Annotated in this window: 19 protein-coding genes; 8 read left to right on the plus strand and 11 right to left on the minus strand. The window is 43.9% G+C overall.

What is annotated here, in order from left to right; all coding sequences use genetic code 11:
• Positions 1-218: 218 nt before the first annotated feature.
• Together F6J99_RS21685 and priA are read right to left on the minus strand one after the other, a co-directional pair.
• A complete protein-coding gene (locus F6J99_RS21685) occupies positions 219-353 on the minus strand; it encodes a hypothetical protein (RefSeq protein ID WP_293115205.1) in 135 nt (44 codons plus the stop codon).
• A gap of 136 nt (positions 354-489) precedes the next feature.
• Positions 490-3,075: a primosomal protein N' gene (gene priA / locus F6J99_RS21690; protein WP_293115207.1), complete on the minus strand. Its 2,586-nt coding sequence runs from the start codon at positions 3,073-3,075 to the stop codon at positions 490-492.
• Positions 3,076-3,545: 470 nt separating this feature from the next.
• Between priA and F6J99_RS21695 the strand changes: the two genes are divergently transcribed.
• The 3 genes from F6J99_RS21695 (at position 3,546) to F6J99_RS21705 (ending at position 5,753) form a co-directional block, all read left to right on the plus strand.
• Positions 3,546-4,667 carry an RNA polymerase sigma factor, RpoD/SigA family gene (locus tag F6J99_RS21695; RefSeq protein WP_293115209.1) on the plus strand — a complete coding sequence of 374 codons (1,122 nt, stop codon included), beginning with the start codon at positions 3,546-3,548 and terminating at the stop codon, positions 4,665-4,667.
• A gap of 254 nt (positions 4,668-4,921) precedes the next feature.
• Positions 4,922-5,425, plus strand: a complete 504-nt coding sequence (locus tag F6J99_RS21700; RefSeq protein ID WP_293115238.1) for a GNAT family N-acetyltransferase — start codon at positions 4,922-4,924, stop codon at positions 5,423-5,425.
• A 121-nt stretch (positions 5,426-5,546) separates the two neighbouring features.
• Positions 5,547-5,753, plus strand: coding sequence for a glycogen debranching protein (locus tag F6J99_RS21705; protein WP_070390789.1), 207 nt, complete (start codon positions 5,547-5,549; stop codon positions 5,751-5,753).
• 124 nt (positions 5,754-5,877) lie between these two features.
• Here F6J99_RS21705 and F6J99_RS21710 read toward each other — a convergent pair whose 3' ends face one another.
• Together F6J99_RS21710 and ruvC are read right to left on the minus strand one after the other, a co-directional pair.
• A complete protein-coding gene (locus tag F6J99_RS21710) occupies positions 5,878-6,942 on the minus strand; it encodes a potassium channel protein (RefSeq protein WP_070390790.1) in 1,065 nt (354 codons plus the stop codon).
• Between the two features lie 460 nt (positions 6,943-7,402).
• Complete coding sequence (ruvC, locus tag F6J99_RS21715; protein WP_293115211.1) at positions 7,403-7,960, minus strand: crossover junction endodeoxyribonuclease RuvC; 558 nt, start codon at positions 7,958-7,960, stop codon at positions 7,403-7,405.
• Positions 7,961-8,609: 649 nt separating this feature from the next.
• On the opposite strand from ruvC, the gene F6J99_RS21720 reads away from it, so the two are divergent.
• Both F6J99_RS21720 and tsaE read left to right on the plus strand, forming a co-directional pair.
• Entirely contained in the window at positions 8,610-9,977 is a 1,368-nt protein-coding gene (locus F6J99_RS21720) for a gluconeogenesis factor YvcK family protein (protein WP_293115213.1), read from the plus strand.
• A 97-nt stretch (positions 9,978-10,074) separates the two neighbouring features.
• Positions 10,075-10,569, plus strand: coding sequence for a tRNA (adenosine(37)-N6)-threonylcarbamoyltransferase complex ATPase subunit type 1 TsaE (tsaE, locus tag F6J99_RS21725; protein WP_293115215.1), 495 nt, complete (start codon positions 10,075-10,077; stop codon positions 10,567-10,569).
• Between the two features lie 8 nt (positions 10,570-10,577).
• Here tsaE and F6J99_RS21730 read toward each other — a convergent pair whose 3' ends face one another.
• Positions 10,578-11,933: a dihydroorotase gene (locus tag F6J99_RS21730; RefSeq protein ID WP_293115217.1), complete on the minus strand. Its 1,356-nt coding sequence runs from the start codon at positions 11,931-11,933 to the stop codon at positions 10,578-10,580.
• 322 nt (positions 11,934-12,255) lie between these two features.
• Here F6J99_RS21730 and lepB point away from each other — a divergent pair, with 322 nt between their 5' ends.
• Complete coding sequence (gene lepB, locus F6J99_RS21735; protein WP_293115240.1) at positions 12,256-12,876, plus strand: signal peptidase I; 621 nt, start codon at positions 12,256-12,258, stop codon at positions 12,874-12,876.
• 12 nt (positions 12,877-12,888) lie between these two features.
• On the opposite strand, the gene F6J99_RS21740 is transcribed toward lepB, so the two are convergent.
• From F6J99_RS21740 to F6J99_RS21750, 3 genes are all read right to left on the minus strand, one after another.
• Positions 12,889-14,190 carry a dihydroorotase gene (locus tag F6J99_RS21740; RefSeq protein ID WP_293115219.1) on the minus strand — a complete coding sequence of 434 codons (1,302 nt, stop codon included), beginning with the start codon at positions 14,188-14,190 and terminating at the stop codon, positions 12,889-12,891.
• Positions 14,191-14,511: 321 nt separating this feature from the next.
• Positions 14,512-14,958 (minus strand): hypothetical protein, encoded by a 447-nt coding sequence (locus F6J99_RS21745; RefSeq protein WP_293115221.1) that lies wholly within the window; start codon positions 14,956-14,958, stop codon positions 14,512-14,514.
• Positions 14,959-15,310: 352 nt separating this feature from the next.
• Entirely contained in the window at positions 15,311-16,231 is a 921-nt protein-coding gene (locus F6J99_RS21750; RefSeq protein ID WP_293115223.1) for a DMT family transporter, read from the minus strand.
• A gap of 135 nt (positions 16,232-16,366) precedes the next feature.
• Between F6J99_RS21750 and F6J99_RS21755 the strand changes: the two genes are divergently transcribed.
• Positions 16,367-16,747, plus strand: coding sequence for a DUF1823 family protein (locus F6J99_RS21755; RefSeq protein WP_070390799.1), 381 nt, complete (start codon positions 16,367-16,369; stop codon positions 16,745-16,747).
• Positions 16,731-16,862 carry a hypothetical protein gene (locus F6J99_RS21760; protein ID WP_293115227.1) on the plus strand — a complete coding sequence of 44 codons (132 nt, stop codon included), beginning with the start codon at positions 16,731-16,733 and terminating at the stop codon, positions 16,860-16,862. The genes F6J99_RS21755 and F6J99_RS21760 overlap by 17 nt, the downstream gene beginning before the upstream one ends.
• Before the next feature lie 24 nt (positions 16,863-16,886).
• Here F6J99_RS21760 and F6J99_RS21765 read toward each other — a convergent pair whose 3' ends face one another.
• The 3 genes from F6J99_RS21765 to F6J99_RS21775 form a co-directional block, all read right to left on the minus strand.
• Entirely contained in the window at positions 16,887-19,904 is a 3,018-nt protein-coding gene (locus F6J99_RS21765; protein ID WP_293115232.1) for a hypothetical protein, read from the minus strand.
• Positions 19,905-20,053: 149 nt separating this feature from the next.
• Positions 20,054-20,407: a transposase gene (locus F6J99_RS21770; RefSeq protein WP_293115234.1), complete on the minus strand. Its 354-nt coding sequence runs from the start codon at positions 20,405-20,407 to the stop codon at positions 20,054-20,056.
• Positions 20,408-20,480: 73 nt separating this feature from the next.
• The coding region (locus tag F6J99_RS21775; protein WP_293115236.1) for a transposase at positions 20,481-21,269 on the minus strand (789 nt) is incomplete at its 5' end.

Genomic DNA, 21,269 nt, shown 5'->3' on the forward strand with positions numbered 1-21,269 from the left:
GAGTATTCACAAATTAGGGAGGAGGGAGTAGGGAGTAGGGAGTAGGGAGTAGGGAGTAGGGAGTAGGGAATCGGGAATCGGGAATCGGGAATCGGGAATCGGGAATCGGGAATTTAGAATTTAGAATTAAGAATTGGAAATCGGGAATCGGGAATCGGGAATTAAGAATTAAGAATTAAGAATTAAAAATTAAAAATTGGTAATGCGCGAATTAAGAATTAAGAATTAAGAATTAAGAATTGGGAATCGGGAATCGGGAACATAAATATGTCTGGCAAGGCAGATTTATGGGTATAGTTCCGCCCCCCTAGCCCCCCAATTCTGGGGGGAATAAAATTATCAAAGTCCCCCAAAGTTGGGGGATTTAGGGGGCTTTACCAAAACCAGACGATCCCGCATTCATACTTCAATTCAGCAACGCCTTAACCTTTACTTCGACTCCTATAACTTTCAACTTTCAACTCCTAACTTTAAACCTTCAACCTATTTTCAACTTATATTCAACGGATTAACATCAATAGTCAAGCTAATATCTGGAGGACACATATCCTGCAATTCACGCCAATTTAGTAACTTTGCGGGCACAGTAGGAGGAAACTTCAGCAAAATCTGCCATCGATAGCGACGAGCAACGCGAATTACACTAGCTGGTGCTGGTCCTAGGATATCGTACTCGGCTTCAGGAGTATCTAACCTGTCGGCTAAATCCTCTGCTACCTTCTCCACCGCCACAGGATCCAATCCACTTATGCGCAACAGAATCAAATCACCATAAGGGGGATAGTTCAGTGCTGCCCGTTGTTCCAATTCGTCCGATATAAACGACTGATAATTATGAGTTTTGACAGCCTGAATCACAGGATGCTCTGGGGAATAAGTTTGAATAATCACCTGACCAGGGTCATCCCCACGACCGGCACGACCTGCCACCTGAGTTAAGGTTTGGAATGCCCGCTCGGATGCTCGATAGTCTGACAAATACAGTAGTCCATCTGCTGCTACCACTCCCACCAGTGTCACCTGAGCCAGATCTAATCCTTTGGTGAGCATTTGGGTTCCCACCAACAAGTCAGCTTCCCGATTAGCGAATTGAGTTAACAAAGTGCGATGAGCATTCTTGGTACGAGTGGTATCACTGTCAAATCGGATAATTCGCAACTCTGGAAACAGCTTCGCCAAATCTTGAACAACCCGCTGAGTACCACTACCGAAAAATTTCAGGTAGGGAGAACTACATTCTGGACAACTACGGGGATGGAGTTGTCCGAAATTGCAATAGTGGCACCGCAATACTTGAGTAGCGCCTTCATGAGTATAGTGATAGGACAAGGAAACATCACAGTTAGGGCACTCCAACACATGACCACAACTACGACAAGACACAAAGGTACTGTGTCCCCTGCGGGGGATAAATAAAATTCCTTGTTTCTCTTGTTCCTTTAGTCGTCTCAAGCGGTCTTGGAGAGAACGGCTAAAAATTGACCGATTCCCAGCTTGTAACTCCTGCCTCATATCCACAATTTCCACCGGTGGCAGGGGTCTTGATTGAATCCGTTCCGGTAGAGATAAGTAATGAGTGCTAAGTTCTGGATGCTGAGGAGGTGAACAGGTGAAGGGTTGAACCTCAGGAGCTGAAGAGGTCAGGGCATTAATGTCACTACCGATCTGACCATCTCTCGCTCCCCCCATCACCTTAAGACTGACCCAGCTTTCCACCGAAGGAGTAGCTGAACCTAAAATAAGGGGACAATTTTCTAATTCTGCTCGCCACTGAGCAACGGTGCGAGCGTGGTAGGTAGGAATGGGTTGGTCTTGCTTGAAGCTGGAATCGTGTTCTTCATCTAAAACGATTAATCCCAACTGGGGCAAAGGGGCAAAAACAGCAGAACGAGTGCCAATCACCACTTGTGGTTCACCTGGGATCATCTGTCGCCAGGTATCATAGCGCTCCCCTTTATTCAAGGCACTGTGGTAAACCCGAACTTTGTCACCAAAGCGAGCCCGGAAACGGTCAGTAATTTGAGGAGTTAAGCCAATTTCCGGCACCAACACCAAAGCGGATTTCCCTTGCGCTAGGATTGGTGCGATCGCTTGTAGATAGACCTCCGTTTTTCCAGACCCAGTCACCCCATGCAACAGCACTTGGGCAAAGCCATCGAGATTATTAATCAGGTCTAATGCACGGGATTGGGCATTTGTCAAGTTTTTCGGGGCATCTGTAGCCATGGTTGGTGAAGTCGCACTGCGCAAGACTTCCCTAGGCTCAATCACCACATATCCCTTATCTTCCCATGAATTTATAGTTGAGGAACTAACATTACAAATTTGTGATAGTTCACTCAACCACAAATCCCCCCCACGACGGCGTAGCACCTCCAATACTTCCCGTTGCCGTCGAGTCAGATCAGACCGATTGAGATTAGCCACCAGAGTCACAGCTTTCTTGAGCTTAGGACGAGTTGGCTTAGGAGCTTCCAGATAACTTTCCACCCAACCTCGCTTGAGCAAGTGACGTAACCCTGCTTTAGCACCCTTTACCTGACGTTGGAGGTATTGCCAGCTGTAATCTCCATTGGGTTTAGCCTGGAGAATCTCCAAAATCTTACTTGCGGCTGAATTATTGACAAAGACATGAGCCTCTTTAGGCAAGACCGAGGAATTGAGGCGAATTCGACGCTGCGATCGCCCTAACAGTCCTGGAGGTAAAGCAGACCGAATCACTTGGATTAGAGGGGTGCAGTAGTACTGAGCCACCCGCTCTAACAGTTGGCAGTAGGAACTGGGAAAGAAACCGGGACTGATCACCTCCTCTACGTCCTTAATTTTCTCCAGTGGTAAGTTTGGGGGTGGAGAGTCTACAATCCGAATAGCGATCGCTCCTAGCTGTTGAGTCCCGAATGACACACTCAGAACATCTCCAGGATTGATTGATACATCCAATGAATTACGATAAGTATATATACCTTGAACTCCTGGACAATCTACTAGGACTTCAACCCACTTTTCTTGGCCACCACCAGAAAAGTAAAGTGCTCTAGGTTCAGCTAACAGTAGACCTAAAGGAGGATTAGACATAGGGCAGCTTTGGTTTGGGAAGGCTCCTATTCTATCACTATTGATAGATAGGAAAATTCTAAAATATGTGAGATCCTGTTTCCAGAGTCAAAATAAATAATAAAAGCAATGGTAAGAGAATTATCTCTCCTGCTTTCACCCGCTTACTGTAACTAAAATCTATGTAATTAAACATTTCGTAATTACAGATACAACTAGCCAAACTGCTTCTGGTAAGCTTAAAATCATTAATTTATAATCACGTCAATCACACATAAACTACTTGAAGCAGGTTGGGTCACTGATATTTGAGGGTTTGGAGCGTGTTTTAGCTGCTCTGTCTAGAGTATTAAGTTCTTTGTGAAACCAACAACACCCATTTTTGATAACAGATTTCTCTTTAAAGGCCAATTTTCAGCAACAGACAGCCTCAACCCCTCACGGCAACGGTTTTAACAAACTTAAAATACACTTGCAACTCACACATCCCTATGAATATTACAGAATTAAACCAGACTCATACAATGCCTTCTACGGAAGAGAAAGATTTTTTTGTTAGTGATCACATTGAGCCAGAGGAAACTGATTTACAGCGTGTAGCCGTCGAATTCACCGAAGACGATGAACTAGTGGTCTCTACTTCCCATAATTTCCGGAAAAGCGGCTCTGATGACACGGTGGGTGCATTCTTTAAGGAAATGGCTCGTTACCCATTGCTCAAGCCAGACGAAGAGGTAGATTTAGCCCGTCGGGTTAAGTTCCTAGTAGAAATCGAGCAACTCCGGAACAGCTTACAGGAAAAATTAGACCGTAAACCGACCAAGGCTGAGGTAGCTGCAGGGGTCGAGATGACAGAACGTCAGTTGGAGGGGAATTTATATCGCGGTCGTGTGGCAAAACGCAAGATGATTCGCTCGAACTTGCGCTTAGTGGTTTCAATTGCTAAACGATATATTAATCGGGGTGTACCATTTCTAGATTTGATTCAAGAAGGTGCGTTGGGCTTAAACCGAGCAGCGGAAAAGTTTGACCCAGATAAGGGTTACAAGTTTTCTACCTATGCTTATTGGTGGATTCGTCAGGCCATTACTCGTACTATTGCCAATGATGCCCGAACTATTCGTCTACCAATCCACATTGTAGAAAAGCTCAATAAACTTAAAAAAGCTCAGCGGGAACTTAAACAACAACTGCAGCGCAATCCTAATGAAATAGAACTTGCTCAAGCGCTAGAAATTTCCCCCTCCCATTTGCGTCAGTTACTAGAATTGCGTAGGCGTTCCCTTTCTTTGAATCACAGAGTTGGTAAAGGGGAAGACACAGAACTGATGGATTTGCTCGAAGACAATGATCTACGGTTGCCCGAAGATAAGATGAATGAATCCATGATGCGCCAGGAGATTTGGGAAGTTCTGAGTGATGTCCTGACTGAGCGGGAAAAAGATGTGATTTCTCTACGGTATGGTTTAGCCAGCAGTGAACCCTACACCCTAGAAGAAGTAGGAGGCATGTTCAATCTCTCTCGGGAACGGGTGCGTCAGATTCAAAGCAAGGCCATGCGTAAGCTACGCCGTCCCCAAGTGGCTCGACGGCTTAGAGACTGGTTGAACTAGTGCAGTAGGGCTTAATTGAAGCTCCTGAATTCTAGATAAAGGTTATGCCGAAATCAGGTAATTCCGGTTAATTAGTTACCAAATAATCTCTGGGTAAATAATCTTTAGTTAAATCATCCAGAGATTATTTGAACAGAATAATGGGTAATAAGTAATTGTCAATTACCCATTACCCATTACCCATTACCCAAGAAGGGATATGATAAATAGTCAAATTGTCTTTTTGTCTTTTTGATTATCCCTTTGCCAGCACTATGGGTAACTTTACCTTAAGACCAGCTACAGAAGCTGATGTAGCGATTCTGTTTAATTTGATTAAGGCTCTAGCAGAGTATGAAAAACTCTCCGACGCTGTCACTGGCAATGCTGATCACCTGAAAGAACACCTGTTTGGCGCTAAACCCTATGTAGAGGCGATTATCGTTGAACAGGGTGGTCAAGGGGTGGGATTTGCACTGTTTTTTAACAACTATTCCACATTTCTAACTAAGCCGGGAATTTATCTAGAAGATTTATTTGTATTACCGGAATTTCGCCGCCAAGGTATCGGTAAAGCCATACTCAGTTACCTGGCTCAGCTAGCAGTGGAGCGTGGCTATGGGCGTTTAGAATGGAGTGTACTGGATTGGAATGAACCTGCGATGGCATTTTATGAACATATGGGAGCAGCAGTATTGCCAGACTGGAGAATTTGTCGAGTGACTGGGACGGCTCTCAATCAGCTAGCTGAGTATACTGATCCGGCTTCGACTGACTAATGTTGCTCAAATGCTATACTACGAGGTATATACAGCTGCGACCCTAAACATCTAGTTGCAGGTGAACGGCAAAAATGACATAGGGTAATTTACATATTGGTTTATATTAATAAAATCACTAATGACTATTTGGGTAAACGAGCAGATTGATCCATCGGGTCTTCTATACTCTTGTATTGCCACTTGCAACGAAGAGCAGGCGAGGGATTGCCACGAGTCGTTTCAGAATAACTTGACTGATCAGCAAAAAGCAGCGGGTTGGGTTGCCCGATTACGCACAGTTAAGTCTTGGGATGAAGTGCCCGTTAATACCTTGAAACTTAATTAGATCAAATGAGAATTAAGAATTAATTCTTAAGAATTGAGAATTGAGAATTATACATTCATTGTACATTCTGCATTCTAAATTCGCGCATTCTACATTCTGCATACTGACTTTCTAAGCCCAAGATCTATTTGGGCTTGGGCAGTCGTAGCAAGTTCGAACGGATTGGACCGAGAATCTGGTTTAGCTCACGCAATTGATCAGCTGTGCCCATACAAATCAGTAGGTCTCGTGACATGAGTTTAGTGTCACCGTCTGGTCCAGCAATCAGACGACCGGAATCCCGGCGAATTGCTAGGACCATAGCACCAGTTTGCGATCGCAGTCGGGCTTCCCTGAGGGTTTTGCCCACGCAAGGACAGGTTTCGGGGTCTAGCAGAAACTCTTCCATATAAAAAGAGCTATCAGTTCCGGTTAGAATCCCATCCACAAAATCCATGACTTGGGGTCTAAGGGCTGCAGCTGCCAAGCGTCTACCACCAGTGATGTAGGGAGAAACTACAGCATCTGCACCAGCTCGCTGCAATTTTTGAACAGCTTCTTCAGAGCTAGCACGAGCGATGGCTCGAATTCGGGGATTGAGGGTTTTGGCAGACAAGATAATATAGAGATTTTCGGCATCTGAGGGCAGGGCAGCCACCAGACAAATTGCCCGTTCAATCCCCACATTTAGCAGAGTTTCATCCAAGGTGGCATCTCCGTGTACAGAAATACAACCCATATCCTGGACAGCTTGAACCTGTTCCAATCGGGAGTCAATTGTCACAAATGGGATTCCCTCAGCCTTAAATTCTACAGCAATCTGACGCCCAGTCCGTCCAAACCCACACAAAATGTAGTGTTTCGTCAAACTATCTAGCAAGCGCTTCTGTTGCCTCATGCGAATTCCATCTTGAAAGTAGCCTTGAATTAGGGCTTCTGTAAACCGGTTAACAATGTAACCGATACTAATAATGCCCATAAAAATCAGAGAAATGCTGAATAGTCTTGCCCGATCTCCCATCGGCCGTACTTCTTGATAGCCCACTGTCGAAAGCGTGATTACCGTCATGTAGGCTGAATCCAACCAGCCCCAGCCTTCAACCACCCGATACCACAGAGTTCCAATCAGAAATACACCCCCGAGAGTGATCGCACCGGCAATCAGCTCTTGGCGAAGACGTCGATATTTTTGCTCAAGGGTTGAATACACCGTTGCTTGTCATGGGTTAATTTAACTTATTACCTAGAGAAAATTCAGGTCAAACTGGCAACACCGAAAGCTGACACTGGTTTTTAATATTACATATATAAATATGATTAAGTTTATTGCTTTGCTATCGGTATAGTTCACAGATATAGTTCACAGATATAGCAGTTCTAAATGATTTCAAAAATATAGTGCCCTTATCGAACGCGATCGCGTCGGCTGTGGCCGTAGGCCAAGCTGCGCGATCGCTTAATCGCTATAACCCTTGCCCAGCAAGGATTAAATAGTTTGCAAATTTTAAAACTGATTTAGTATTGCTATATAATTTACAGATATAATTTACAGATATAATTTACAGATATAATTTACAGATAGAGTTCACAAATAGAGTTCACAGATAGAGTTCACAAATAGAGTTCACAAATAAAGTTCACAAATAGAGTTCACAGATATAGTAAAGTGTTCAAGACATATGAAACCAGGCGGTCAATGCGACTGCCAAGGCATCTGCTAAATCATCTGGTTTGGGGATGGTGTCTAAATTTAACTCCCGCATAACAGCCTGCTGAACGTCATATTTATCGGCATTACCATATCCGGTCATTGCCTGTTTAATCTGACCCGGTGTAAACTCTACCATTGGAACTCCATGTTGTGCTGTTACTAATACCACAACACCCCGTGCCTGAGCTACGGAGATCGTAGTACTCATACGGTAGAAAAAAAGTTTTTCAATCGCTACCAGATCCGGTTGGCAGTGTTCAAGCAGGGTGTGTAAATCCTCGTAAATCGTACACAGTCGTGAGCCGTAATCAGTCTTGGCAGGGGTTTGGATGATACCAAAATCTATCAACTGCAATGGTTCAGGGGTTGCCTGTATTGGTGACTGGCTAGAACGCTTTGGCACTCCTAAGGAGCCTTCTGTTTTTCCTGACTTACTAATTTGGGTTGTTTGGCAACTAATTGCGCCAAAACCTAAAGTAGCTAGTCCTGGGTCAATTCCCAAAATTCGCTTTTCCATCTGGCTCACTACAGTTAATCCCTTTCCAGTCTAATCACTAGATTAGGTTAATGGTGTTAGTGCTATCAGCCCTAGTACCTAGGCTAGCGCACAGCATTAAGTCAAGAGCTCTGACCAGCTACACCAAATACGAGAATCACAACAGAAGTTTGGCATAGCTGACTACTTGGGATTATTCTGTTTCACCCCTTATTTTTTTGGGTTAAGCGACTACTCTCATACCCTAAATGGCAACTCAACCGATCTCACCACTTTCAGCATATCCACGGGTAAATTCTGATCATAACGTCTAGGTACCGGATATTGTATTAATCACACCTTAGCCTAATTATCTGAAACTGTCGTGATCAGTACCAGCTTCATAGTGAATTCACCATTGAGGTGCGACCCAAGGGCGATTTATTCGCCCGCTTAAGGCGCGCACCTTGATCAGTAATATCAATGGAAACCGCTATACCTGAAGGGTGAGCGGCTATGTGAATCACGCGCTTTTTACACGAAGGTTTGATTAGGCAAAGAAAGTACCCATCTGACAGGCACTTCCGGAGCCTTAGCCGTTCCTCACTACATGCATCGCCTCCTTGTCAAGTGCTGGAGTTCGACCAGCAATGTCTATCCAGCTTTTGTACTTACCATACTCAGTGTAGTTATGTCCTCAATCAGTCTTTTCAAAAGAGCTCTACGTACCCTACAAAATGAATCGAGAGGTCGAATTCCTCAGCGGGTCAACCGTTGGTTTAAGTGGTTAGCCCCTGGATTACTGGTGAAGCGTTGGATACTTTTAAGTGCTGGTGGTGTAGTGCTAACAAGTTTGGGATTAGCGATTTGGGTAAAGCTGACTCCAGTTTTTTACATCATTAAATTCACAGCGCAAGTTTTAGAGAAAATTACCACCATTATTCCTAACCATGTCTCTGGTCCAATTGCGCTGATCTTGGGTCTGCTTTTTATCTTCTGGGGGCAAACCCGGACGGTAGGATCAATTACGGAAGTTTTAAAACCCGACCACGATCGAAAACTGATTGATGTGCTAATGGATCATCGTCGGTTAAACCGGGGACCGAAAATTGTAGTCATTGGGGGTGGCACTGGTCTTTCTAGCTTACTTAGAGGACTAAAGGTTTATAGTGCTAATATCACTGCTATTGTTACGGTAGCTGATGATGGGGGTTCCAGTGGACGATTGCGACGGGAAATTGGAGTGTTACCACCGGGGGATATTCGTCACTGTTTAACAGCACTGGCAGACCAAGAAAAGTTGTTAACCGAACTGTTTGAATACCGTTTTAGAGCTGGTAGTGGTTTAGTCGGTCACAGTTTTGGAAACCTTTTCCTGACCGCAATGAGTGATATTACTGGCGATCTAGAACAAGCTGTTGCTGCTAGTTCTCAGGTATTAGCAGTGCGAGGAAGAGTCTTGCCAGCTACCCTAACTGATGTTAGCCTTTGGGCTGAATTAGCTGATGGACGTCGCATCGAAGGAGAGTCTAATATTACTGAGGCTCGGGGAGTGATCAAAAAAATTGGTTGTACTCCCGAACATCCACCTGCTTTACCAGCAGCACTCAAGGCAATTAAGCAAGCTGATTATATTATAATAGGACCCGGTAGCCTCTATACCAGCATTATTCCCAATCTGTTGGTGCCAGAAATTACCGATGCGATCGCAGCTCGCTTGATACCCCGCATCTACGTTTGTAATATCATGACCCAGCCAGGAGAAACTGATGGATATAGTGTCTCTGACCATATCAAAACTATTGATGAAGCCTGTGGAAAAAGGCTATTTAACGCGGTACTGGTGAATCGAAAATACCCCTCAGCTGGGTCACTAATTAAGTATGCTCAAGTTAAGTCTCATCCAGTGTTTCTGGATCGAGAAGAAACTTCTAAATTAGGGCGTCGCATTGTAGTGACCAATGTAATGTATGAAGATGAGGAAACTCATTTAGTGCGGCACAATTCGGAAAGGCTGGCACGGGTTTTATTACGATGGTATAGTCGAGCACATGCTTAGATAAGGTGAGTGCGAGGAAAATTTTTAAAGGAAAATAAAAGCTGAGATATTAACTCAGAATAACTATTATTCGAGGTACTCTATTGCTAAATAACTAATGACCAAAATTTTTCTAGCTGATGCTAAAGCAACGCGATCGCTAGGTGTGGAATTGGGTAAATCTCTGCCAGCTAGTAGCATCATTTTGTTGGAGGGAGACTTAGGGGCTGGCAAAACAACCCTAGTTCAGGGTATTGGTGAGGGACTAGGCATTACTGATGCCATTGTTAGTCCCACCTTTACTCTGATCAATGAGTACACAGAGGGACGTATCCCCCTGTATCACCTCGATTTGTACCGCTTATCCACCTCAGAAGTAGAGTCATTAAACCCAGAACACTACTGGGAGGAAATTGAGGTTGCTCCAGGAATTGTGGCAATCGAGTGGGCTGAACGTCTACACTATTTGCCACCCAGTTATCTACATCTAAGACTAACCTATTCCCAGCACGGTGGACGTCAGGCTCAATTCACCTGTAACGGTAAGTTTGATTTAACTTGGCTGTTGGATAGGTTATCTGGTTGTTCGCCCTTGGCCTCCAGTGTAGAGTAGGTTAAATCCTAACTAGTAAAAGTTAAAGCTTCACCTCGCACGTCTGTGTTCAATTTTCCTCTGTCGTAGACTACTTGACCTCCAACAATGGTCATCACTGGCCATCCGGTTAAGTTCCAACCTTCAAAAGGACTCCAGCCGCATTTGCTTAAAAGTTCTTCCCGTAACACTGGGTGGTAAGTTTCCAAATCTACCAGTACCAAATCCGCATCATAGCCAGGAGCGATCGCACCTTTGTTAGGAATTCCATAGGCCAATGCAACTGCTGTAGACATCCAGTGAGATACTTGAGGCACACTACACCGTCCCTCTATGGCTTGAGTAAGCATCAGTGGTAGAGATGTTTCTACTCCAGGCATTCCCGAAGGAGTGTGGGGGTAGCCTTTAGCTTTTTCCTCCAAGGTGTGAGGAGCATGGTCTGTAGCGATAAAATCGATCACGCCATCGAGTAGAGCTTGCCAAAGAACTTCGTTGTCGTGGGAGGAGCGCAACGGCGGATTCATCTGTGCCAGGGTACCAATCTCTGCATAGGCATCGGTATTTAGTAATAAGTGCTGGGGAGTCACTTCCGCCGTCACCCAGCTAGGTTTGTCTTCCCTAAGCAATTCAGCTTCTTCAGCGGTGGATAGGTGCAATATATGCAACCGCCGCTGATATTTTTTAGACAACTTCAGGGCTAACTTGGTGGCATTAAGAGCAGCTTGATTGTCCTGAATCTTAGAGTGAACAGCAGGGTCAGTAATTCCAGCAAATTCCTTACGTCGCTGATTAATTCTAGCTTGGTCTTCCGCGTGTACTGCAATTAAGCGATTGTACTTCCGAGAACCTCCGCTAAAACCTTCAGCAAAAATTGGTTCTATCACTGCTTCATGATCTACCAAGAGTGCACCATGAGCTGAACCCATGAATATCTTAATCCCACAAGTCGGCTGGGCATTGTGCAAATCTGGCTGATTTGCTGGTGTTGCACCGATAAAAAAGCCATAATTAACTAAACACTTATCTGCCGCTCGCTTGAGCTTGTCATCCAGTGGGGCTTGGGTTGTCGTCGGAGGACGAGTATTCGGCATCTCTAAAAAGGACGTCACTCCACCCTTGGCACAGGCACAACTGGCAGTAAATAAGTCTTCCTTATGTTCTAGACCTGGTTCCCGAAAATGGACTTGGGGATCAATTACCCCTGGCAACAAAGTTAAGCCAGTAGCGTCTATTTCTTTATATGCCGTAACGTCCGTTGGCACTGGGATGTCTGGGGCAACCTGAACAATCCTTCGACCGCAGGTGTGGATATCCCCCAGTAAAAATTCACCAGAGGGCAATAGAATACGAGCATGGCGGATAAACAAGCAAAAGTCAGACAACATAGGAGGATGTTAAAATTTGACAGTGTCCCTGCTCGGTGTCTAGGTAGATACAGTAGATACAAACCTGAGATATAGCTAAATACAGACAACCGCAGCTAACCTACCACCATGGCACAAATAAACAGGGTTGTCCTGCCAAATTGACATTATTGACAAAACTTTACATAATCCTGATTTAGGCTCCCCTACTAACTTGAAATTTTTAAGATCTAGCTACAAAACCCCAAAGGTTTAAATTTGCTGTTAAATTTGCTGATAATTTCCCAATCAGCTATTTGTTGAAATTTCCTCAATCTTGTGTATCGGTAGTAGTTGAATGGATATGAGTCGTGTACCAGATAAAAGACCAGAAAAAAAACCTACACAGCCTTCTAAAGACAATGCTTGGGTAGAAGGGATTAAAACGATTACCTTGAGTGCTGTTCTTGCCTTTGGTATTCGCACGTTTGTGGCAGAAGCGCGATACATCCCATCAGGATCAATGCTACCGACATTACAGATTAATGACCGCCTAATTATTGATAAGTTAAGTTATCGCTTTTTCCAAGACCCACAACGAGGAGAAATTGTGGTATTTGCTCCCACTGAAAGGCTGAAAGAGCAAAATTTCAAAGATGCTTTTATCAAGCGCGTAATTGGGTTACCCGGTGACAAAGTTTTGGTTAAAAATGGTCGAGTTTATATCAATGATCAAGAAATAGAGGAAAAGTATATCGAAGAAGCACCACAGTACGATTTTGGACCGGCAACAGTACCAGAAGATCAATACCTAGTACTGGGAGATAACCGTAACAATAGTTACGACTCTCACCACTGGGGCTTTGTCCCTCGTGACAAAATTATCGGTCGTGCGGTAGTGCGGTTTTGGCCGTTAAATCGAATGGGGAAATTGAAACCAAATCCGAGTTACCCTGAAGGGTTGAATCAGCCAACTGGCTTATGAAGTCTCAGTACTTCATAGTTCATATTTTTTCCGATTTTCTGGACACCAAGTTTGCACGACACGACCAATTAATTCTTGCCCTAGCCAGGGGGTATTACTAGAAAGGGATTTGAGGTTTTTTTGGTGAACAATCCAAGGGGATTGAGGATTGAATAAGACTAACTCAGCGGATTGACCAGGAGCAGTGCTAGGGGGGTCTTGGTGTAGACAAATAGCAGGATTTGTGCTAAGACTTTTCCAAAGTTCTAAGGCTGACCAATCCCCTGTCTCGACTAGAGTATGCCAGAGTAGGGGTAGGGCTAGCTCTAAACCAATCACTCCTGGTGGTGCTTCCGCAAAGGCAACGGTTTTTTCTTCATAAGTGTAGGGAGCGTGGTCAATTGCGATCGCATCAATAATCCCCTCCCGAACACCTCGGATCAGTGCGGCTTGGTCAACTGGGTTTCCCAACGGCGGTTCCAAGCGCAAATTGGAGTTGTAACTGCATAAGTCTTCAGTATTGAGCAATAGATGCATCCAAGTGGTACTGGCTGTTACTGGCAACCCCGCTGCCTTAGCTGATTCAATCAATTGGACAGCGCGACTGGTGGAGATACGCATCAGATGGACTGGCGTGCCAGTGGTTGCTACCACTTCTAATAAGGCAGCGATAGCGGATGATTCTGCGATCGCAGGATTCCCTGGTAAACCCAAACCAATCGACTGGATACCTTCTCGCATCACTCCCCCATTTGCCAACTTAGGGTCACAAGCCCAAAGTGCTACTGGTTTACCCAAGGGTTGTAGGTATTCCAACAACCGTCGAACTAGCCCTAAATTACATAAAGGACCTTCATCCGTAAAGCCCACTACTCCCCCTAAAGCGAGTTCGGCTAATTCAGTCATTTGCTGTCCTTCTAACCCGATGGTGAAGGCACCCCAGTGATAGAGTTGAGGTGAGGAAGGGGGGAGGCTGATATAGGGAGAGTTTTGGAGTTCTTGCCGTTGTGCTAAAACAGCAGCATTGTCTAGGGGGGGGTTAGTGTCAGGCAAAATGGCTAAGCGAGTAAAGCCTCCATTTGCCGCTGCTGCCAGTAGTGAAGACCAGGTTTCCCGCTGCTCATGTCCTGGTGCACCAGAATGGCTGTAGAGGTCTACTAGTCCTGGTCCTAAAATGTGTCCCTGACAATCTTGCACCACTGTATCCCCAGAGATTTCCTTGATTTGACTTTCTACTGCCGTGATTACTTCATCAGTAATCAGCACATCAGCGACTTGGTCAATTCCAGAAACTGGGTCTAAAACGCGGACTTGTTGTAGTAGTTTACTGTTCATTGGGGAAAGGGAAAAGGAACAATAATTGGCTTTTAACTCAATCCCCCTTTCTAGGTACTCATATCTAAATTACTTGTTATGACGACTTATTTTTTACATTACTACGTATATTTTTAAAATACCACTTTGCCAGATTCTGTCAGACCTCTGGAGAGGTGACTAAATAGCCGGAAACCCTTTACGTTTAGAGCTTACTGAGTCATTGCAGACTTTCTAGGAGCATCCAATTTTGGACTAAACATACCACATTAAGCTGTATGAACGCTATGTTAATGCCCATCTCAAAAGATATATTTTCCCAAATGGGTGCTCCCGAATTTATTAATTTTTATTGGCAGCAAATACGTTAACCAATTTGACCACTTGTGCGGGTCTATGATAGAATGTCCAATGCTGCGGAGACTCTGTTATAGCATCAGTGTTGGATATTTTCAGCCTTTTTGTTATGTCTTCACTATTCGAAAAAGTTGCTAAGTAAGTGGTTTTTTCGCTAGCGCTGTAAGTAACCGAATCATCATCATTTTCTATTTGGCCGTTTCTATCTCCTGGAGCATCATTTTTCAAAAGAAGAAATGATATATGGTTAGGGGGAGCAATAAGTTCCACATATTGCGTCGGCAAAAGATCACGGTCACAAAATGAGTGTAGAGTTAAGTCACATATTTCCATTTCAGTTTCACTACTTGCCAGGGCATTCATGGTATTGATCGTTAGCATTAGCATACAGGTTACTAATGTTATAAAACCAGCTTTAATCATTTGTTTCATTTCTTTTTTAGTTCTCCTAATTCTGGGCAATTGTAGTACATTAACTAATAGTTAAGCACTCCCAGATTTTTCACCTGAAAGTTAAGCTAAAAAACCTCTTTATTGGAGGCTAAACTCTATCACTATTAGACTTTTATAAGTATAAACGACTGGTGGGATTTTAAAACCACTCGCTGCAAATAAATCCTTATATTCTTGTTCCGTGCGCCAGTAACCCCTTAGTAGCTCAGAATACCTATTCCTTTTAATTCTGGTTAGTCTCTTACAGACCTGGGGGGCGTGACATGCAAGCTGAAATCCTTCAACTAACCTTGGCCTTTCGGCCACGCGTGGCTGAAAGGCCAACTAACCTTCAACCTTTTTTTAAATTAGCCCCATAAACCGCTACGGCCACCCCAACTAACAACACCATGGCACCTAGCAGCACCAATACCCCTGGCACTTCCTGAAAAATCAGATAGCCCAAAAAACAAGCACCAACGGGTTCAAACAAAATAGCTAGGGTCACCAGGGTAGGATTAATCCAGCGTACCAACCAGTTAAAACTGGTATGTCCTACCATTTGGGGGAAAAGCGCCAATAACAAGATGTAGAGGTAAACTTCTACTGGATAATTGAGATAACTGACACCCCAGAGTAAGGATAAGAGCAACAACACCAACGCCCCCATACTGTAGGCGACAGCACTATAGCTACCGAGACTCAAACCCCGTTGCTGTGCTTCACGTCCCCAAAGTACATACAAACTTGCTATCACTGCTGCCATCAATGCTAGAGAATTCCCCAACAGAGGATTACTCCCACCACTGACAGCACCCCCATCCCCCAAACTAATCAGCACAGCACCTACAAAGGCCACACCAATTCCCAAAACCGTCAGCCTAGTTAGTTTTTCCTTCAACCAGAGCCAAGAAACTAGAGCAACCCAAATCGGAGTTGTGGTAACTAAGGTAGTAGATGCCGCAATGGAAGTAAAAGACAAGGAAGTAATCCAAGTCACAAAGTGTAGCGCTAAACAAACACCAGCCCCACTGGCATAGAGTAATGCACCTGGACCTAGCTGACCTTGCCTGAGATTGCCCCAAGCTGGTAACAGTAGCATAGACGCAATAGTAAGGCGAGACCCAGCCACGAACAGGCTAAACCCTACCCCACTCACTCCAGCCGATGCGATCGCTAATCGCGCAAAAATAGCTGATGTGGAAATCGCCAACACACCAGCCAAGAAAACCAATGCCACCTGCCACCGCAGCGGCTGCTTTATAATTTTCATAGCGATACAGCTTCAATCCCCAACCATTACCATTATTTCGCCAGAAGTACTAGGATACAGGTGAAGAAGCCCAGATAGTCTAACTTTATCTAGAATCTACTTAATCCTTGATAATTCCTAATTTATAATTCAAATATGTTTGAACTACCGCCACTTAATACTAATACAATTTGGTCAATTTTAAACGAAGAACTTGATGACGATACCGTTAACAAAATTCTCTGGTACTATCTCGGTTATCGTTATAACTCAACTACCGGGCAGTGGGATATAACTGAGGTTAATCCTGAATGGCAAGAAGACTATCCCGAGCCACCTAATTTCATCGAAAGCCGCCCTGCTACGGTAAAACTAACCCGTTCAATACCCAAAGAAAATAAACAGCTATTGAAAAAAAAATTAGGTTTCAAAGGTTACAAAATCGGAGAATTTGGTCCTCGACAAACTCGCAGAGCCACAGCCGCAAACTGGTTACTGAATTATATTGAACAAAACGACATTGAATCACCAGTATAGCATTTTTCATACCTATGAGGTAAAAAGAATTTTTTACCGATTCCCGATTCCCGATTCCCGATTCCCGATTCCCGATTCCCTGTTCCCTAAAATCCAGAAATTGTTAACCTCATAGCTATGATAATTGCTATAAAATACTTCATCCTTCAACCGTACTCGATAAGTCAGTAGGAATAACTACACACTCCAACTCCGCCTTGTGACTCTCCTGCTGATTTTCCAAATTAATTGCGATCGCTTCAATTTTAATTTGAGTCGTGCCTTGGGGTATAACTAATTGAGTCATTGCCTCCAGCTCCCCAGCCGCATTGGGGAGTAAATCTATAATAGAACGGGTTTCCTGGAGCAGAGAGCGAGTTTGGACGTCTTTAACCCACAATTTAATACATAAGCGAGATTGACTAGGAGGAAGTTTTATGGTCACCATTACCTTTTCTCCAGCAACCAAGTCCCTAGTAGTCGGTATTGATAAAGTCGGTGCTGCTAAGGTCGCATCCAACTCTAGGGATGAAAGATTATCCAGTTTAGCCTTAACGTCATGTTGCTTGGTTGCTGTAGGTTTTGTCGGTTGTGGGGCTATTTCTCGATCATCCACTACAATTTCCTGAGTCGTCCAATCGTGACTAGTAATACCAACTTTAGGGGGTGTCTCTGGCATTGCTAATTCTGAACTAACTAGCGACAAATCCTCAGATTCTGTCATTGACTCCAAGACCTTTTCTGGAAATTCCCTAACCTCTTCTTCGTTGCTAGCCGTTTTATTGCTCTGTTCGTTTGTCACTGGTGAGTGATCTTGCCCAGGAGGATTACTCTCTGGGGATAATTCTAACCTCAGCAATTCCATCAATTCATGATCTTCAGCTAAAGCACTCAACCGTGACCAAAAACGCTCTTCCATGTTTAAGGCTCGGAAAGCTTCTTCTAAAGCGATTGACTCAGGATCTTTTACAGAATCTGGAGTCTCCCACCGAGTAGTATTCAATAATTGGTTTACCTTGGAATTCTTGAACTGGGTATTAACCGATTGTGAATCCTCTAACTGATCATCTGTTTCAGATTTATCAATCTCACTAATCTCAAGATTTTGGATTCCCTCAGATTCCGTTACGGAATTAATCAGCACTTCAGAAGCATCATTATAATTAGATAAGACCTCAGACTTTATCTGTAAATTACTATCTTCATTAGTATCTTCTGCACTATCTTCCGACTGTTCTACTGTGTCTTGAATTACTGTGTCTTGAACTACTGTGTCTTGAACTACTGTGTCTTGAACTACTGTGTCTTGAAGCACTGTTTCTTGAAGCTGTAACTCTGACCCAGTATCTTGCTCTCGATGATCTAGTTCTGGATTGGCTGTAGTCGAGGATTCTTGATCATCTAGGGAAACTGAATCAGATGCTTTAGACTGATCTTGGAGGTCTTGGCCCTGTGCTCCAGAGTCAGCAAGCGACTGCATTGTAGGCAAACTGGGCAATTCGAGGGATTTAACAGTTATATCACTCGGCTGATGGTGGTAAAGTTTTGGTGGTAAAGACCGTCCAGAGATAGGTTGCAAGAACAGAGATGGATGGTTTTGAGGTAGCTCAACCAGATCCAGCGTAGTCTGCTCTAAGGGGTCTTCATCTAATAATAGAAGGTCTTGATCAGGTTGATCAGGTTTTGCAGATTCAGCGATCCGATTAGCCAGTACTACCATGGTTTCCATTGGCATTCCCTGATTCCCTGGCACAATTACTTCTAATAAATCCTCTACATTAGCTGTAACAGTAAATTGTTGAGTGGCTAAAGGAGTTGACTGTGAATTATAAAGGGTTATTTTTCCTAAAATTAGACCACTTTGACAATCCGTCGGAATATCTAGACTATGGCTAAATCCTAAAAATAACTCCTCTTGAGATAGGGAGTACTCAATATCTAACAAACGTTTTCCTGTTTGAGGAAACCGCAATTGATAGCGTAGAGTAGCAGGGAATAAGTTTTCTAAAACACTATCTAAAACACTAACTGTTATACTATCACCATTCTTATTAATTTTATCATTATCTACTACCAATTCCCCTTTGATAGTCAACGACTCTCCTCGCCTTGCCAGGAAAATATCCTTATCTAGTCTTAGGGTTAAACCGTACTGATTAACCTGTGTATCTGAAACCCAATCTAAATCAGAGGTTTTTCTTAGCTGTTGGTTATCTTCAGAGTCCCGATCTTCCAACTCATCCAATACTGGCTGAAGCACCTGTTGTAGTAGTTGCTCCAAAGTCTCCAGAGATTCTTCCATGATGGAATTATCAACAGTCGATTGGAGTGGTAAGTCTTGCGAGATAGTTGCTGTTGGTTGTTGGTTGGTTTCAGGATTAACAGGTGCCTTTGGGTCAACCTCTTCTACCCCTTGCCAAACCGTCTCTTGACTAGGACTAGATTCCTCTTGGCTAACCCCCGTTGCTGCTTTTGCTTGGTCAAGTAACTCTGGCGCAGCAATGGTTATGGGTTGTTCTTCTGGTGGTGTGATCTCACTCTGGTACTCCTGAGGGTTAGAAAACTCTGAACTAGCATCTGAACTAGCATCTGAACTAGCATCTGTTGCTTTCAGGTCATTAGTAATAGTATTGGTGGAGGCAGAATCAACAGCTAGCTCAGGTGTAGTCAGTGAATTGTCTAGTTGAGGCGGCTGAGTATCAGTTTGGGTGGATTCTACTGGGGTGGATTCTACTGGGGTGGATTCTACTGGGGTGGATTCTACTGGGGTGGATTCTACTGGGGTGGATACAGAGGTTTTAGGGGGTGTCTCTACATCTTTGACTTTGGGTATAACTTGTAGCCCTAAGGATTTTCGCCAGGACTGACCCATAAAATCGTCCATGATATCGTTACTGCAACGTAACTTCCACAGACCAGGTTTAAGCTTGGTGAAAGGAATCACCACCATTAACCCTTCTGAGTTGGTGCGACGCCATCGCCTCTGGGACTTACGTCTGGGTGGCACTTGCTCTTTGCTATCATAGGTGACGCAAATTTCTACATCAGTATTGGGCAGGTTGGAACGAGCCACTATCCGATACCGACCAGATTCAATCTCAATCTCAGAAGACTTGATTGGCTTCCAGGAGCGCTCCCCCTCTTTCTGTAGTAGAAATTCCCAGTACTTCTTAGCCATTGTCGATATCTATGACCCAAAGACCTGCTAATGGACTTGATTGCTTTTCCAATTAGCTTACACTTTAAGTCGAGTATTTTGCTTATCCCCACCCTCGGGATTTTTGACACTCCCCGTCCTAGAAGAACGGGGATTCTTTAATCAACGAGTCAGCGTGGCTCTTCCAGACCGGAATCAGGAAGAGTAGAGGCTGATTCTCCTAAAGCGTTCGGATCTATGATCCAGGTTCCGGTATGCCCTACCGTACCCAAGGCTCTTTTTAGAATATTAATGGCTGCATTATGGTCGCGATCCAACACACACCCACACGAGCAAGTATGCGTTCTGGTTGATAGCGATTTTTTGACAACTTCACCACATTTTGAACAGTTCTGACTAGTATAAGCAGGGTTAACGGCTATTGTTTGCCTGCCAAACTTTTGTCCAAAATATTCCAGCCATTTTCTAAATTGATACCAACCTGCATCATTAATAGACTTGGCAAGACAATGATTTTTTACCAAATTTTTTACCCTCAAGTCTTCGTAAGCGACCACGTCGTTAGAGTGGATTACGCAGCGCGCCGGAGATGAAACCTTAGAAGAGTGCAGCCTTACAACAAAATCTGTCACCTTTGATGCATAGCCTACCAACCATAAAGGCTGCACTCTTCTTTCGGTAACTTCTAACCAGTCTCTTGGCGTGCTCTTCACGCTGCCTACTTATCTTAAGGTGTGTTCTACCTAGTCTATTAATGGCTTTTTTGCGATTGACTGAGCCTTTCTTTTTGCGAAAAACCCGACGTTGATAAAACTTAAGCAGTTTCTCACCCTTACGATAAAACCTTGGATTTGTCTCTACACCTCCCTTGGAGTCGGTATAAAACTCCTTAAGTCCAACGTCTAAACCAACGTTGGTGTGCGAAGGCTCTAAAGGTTTGCTAATATCAACTTTGATACAAAACTGAACATAATAGCCATCCGCTCGGCGCACTAATCTAACTCGTTTTATCAGCGTCTGTTCGCGTAGCGTCGGCTTTGCCGAATCGTAACGCCATAACTCCCAGGTTCCTTTTAGTTTTAGTTTCCCAATACCTTTTTTGTCTAAAAAATTTATTGATTTAGTATCGGGGGATAGTTTCCAGCCAGATGTTTTATACTCAACTGACCTAGAAAACTTCTTAAACTTAGGATATCCCTTTTTACCAGGGACTTGTTTTTTACATTTATCGTAAAATCTAGAAATTGAGTTGTAAGCTCTTTGTTGAACTAAGTCGAAGAGTCGCCTCTTCTGACTCGTCTTCAAAACCGTACGTGACACTTTCGCATCATACGGCTCCTCATTATAGTACTTTAAATCCATGACATTGGCTCCTCTTAGAATGGG

Origin of the sequence: Moorena sp. SIO4G3 (genome assembly GCF_010692305.1) — a bacterium.
In the GTDB taxonomy this organism is placed as follows: Bacteria; Cyanobacteriota; Cyanobacteriia; order Cyanobacteriales; family Coleofasciculaceae; genus Moorena; species Moorena producens_A.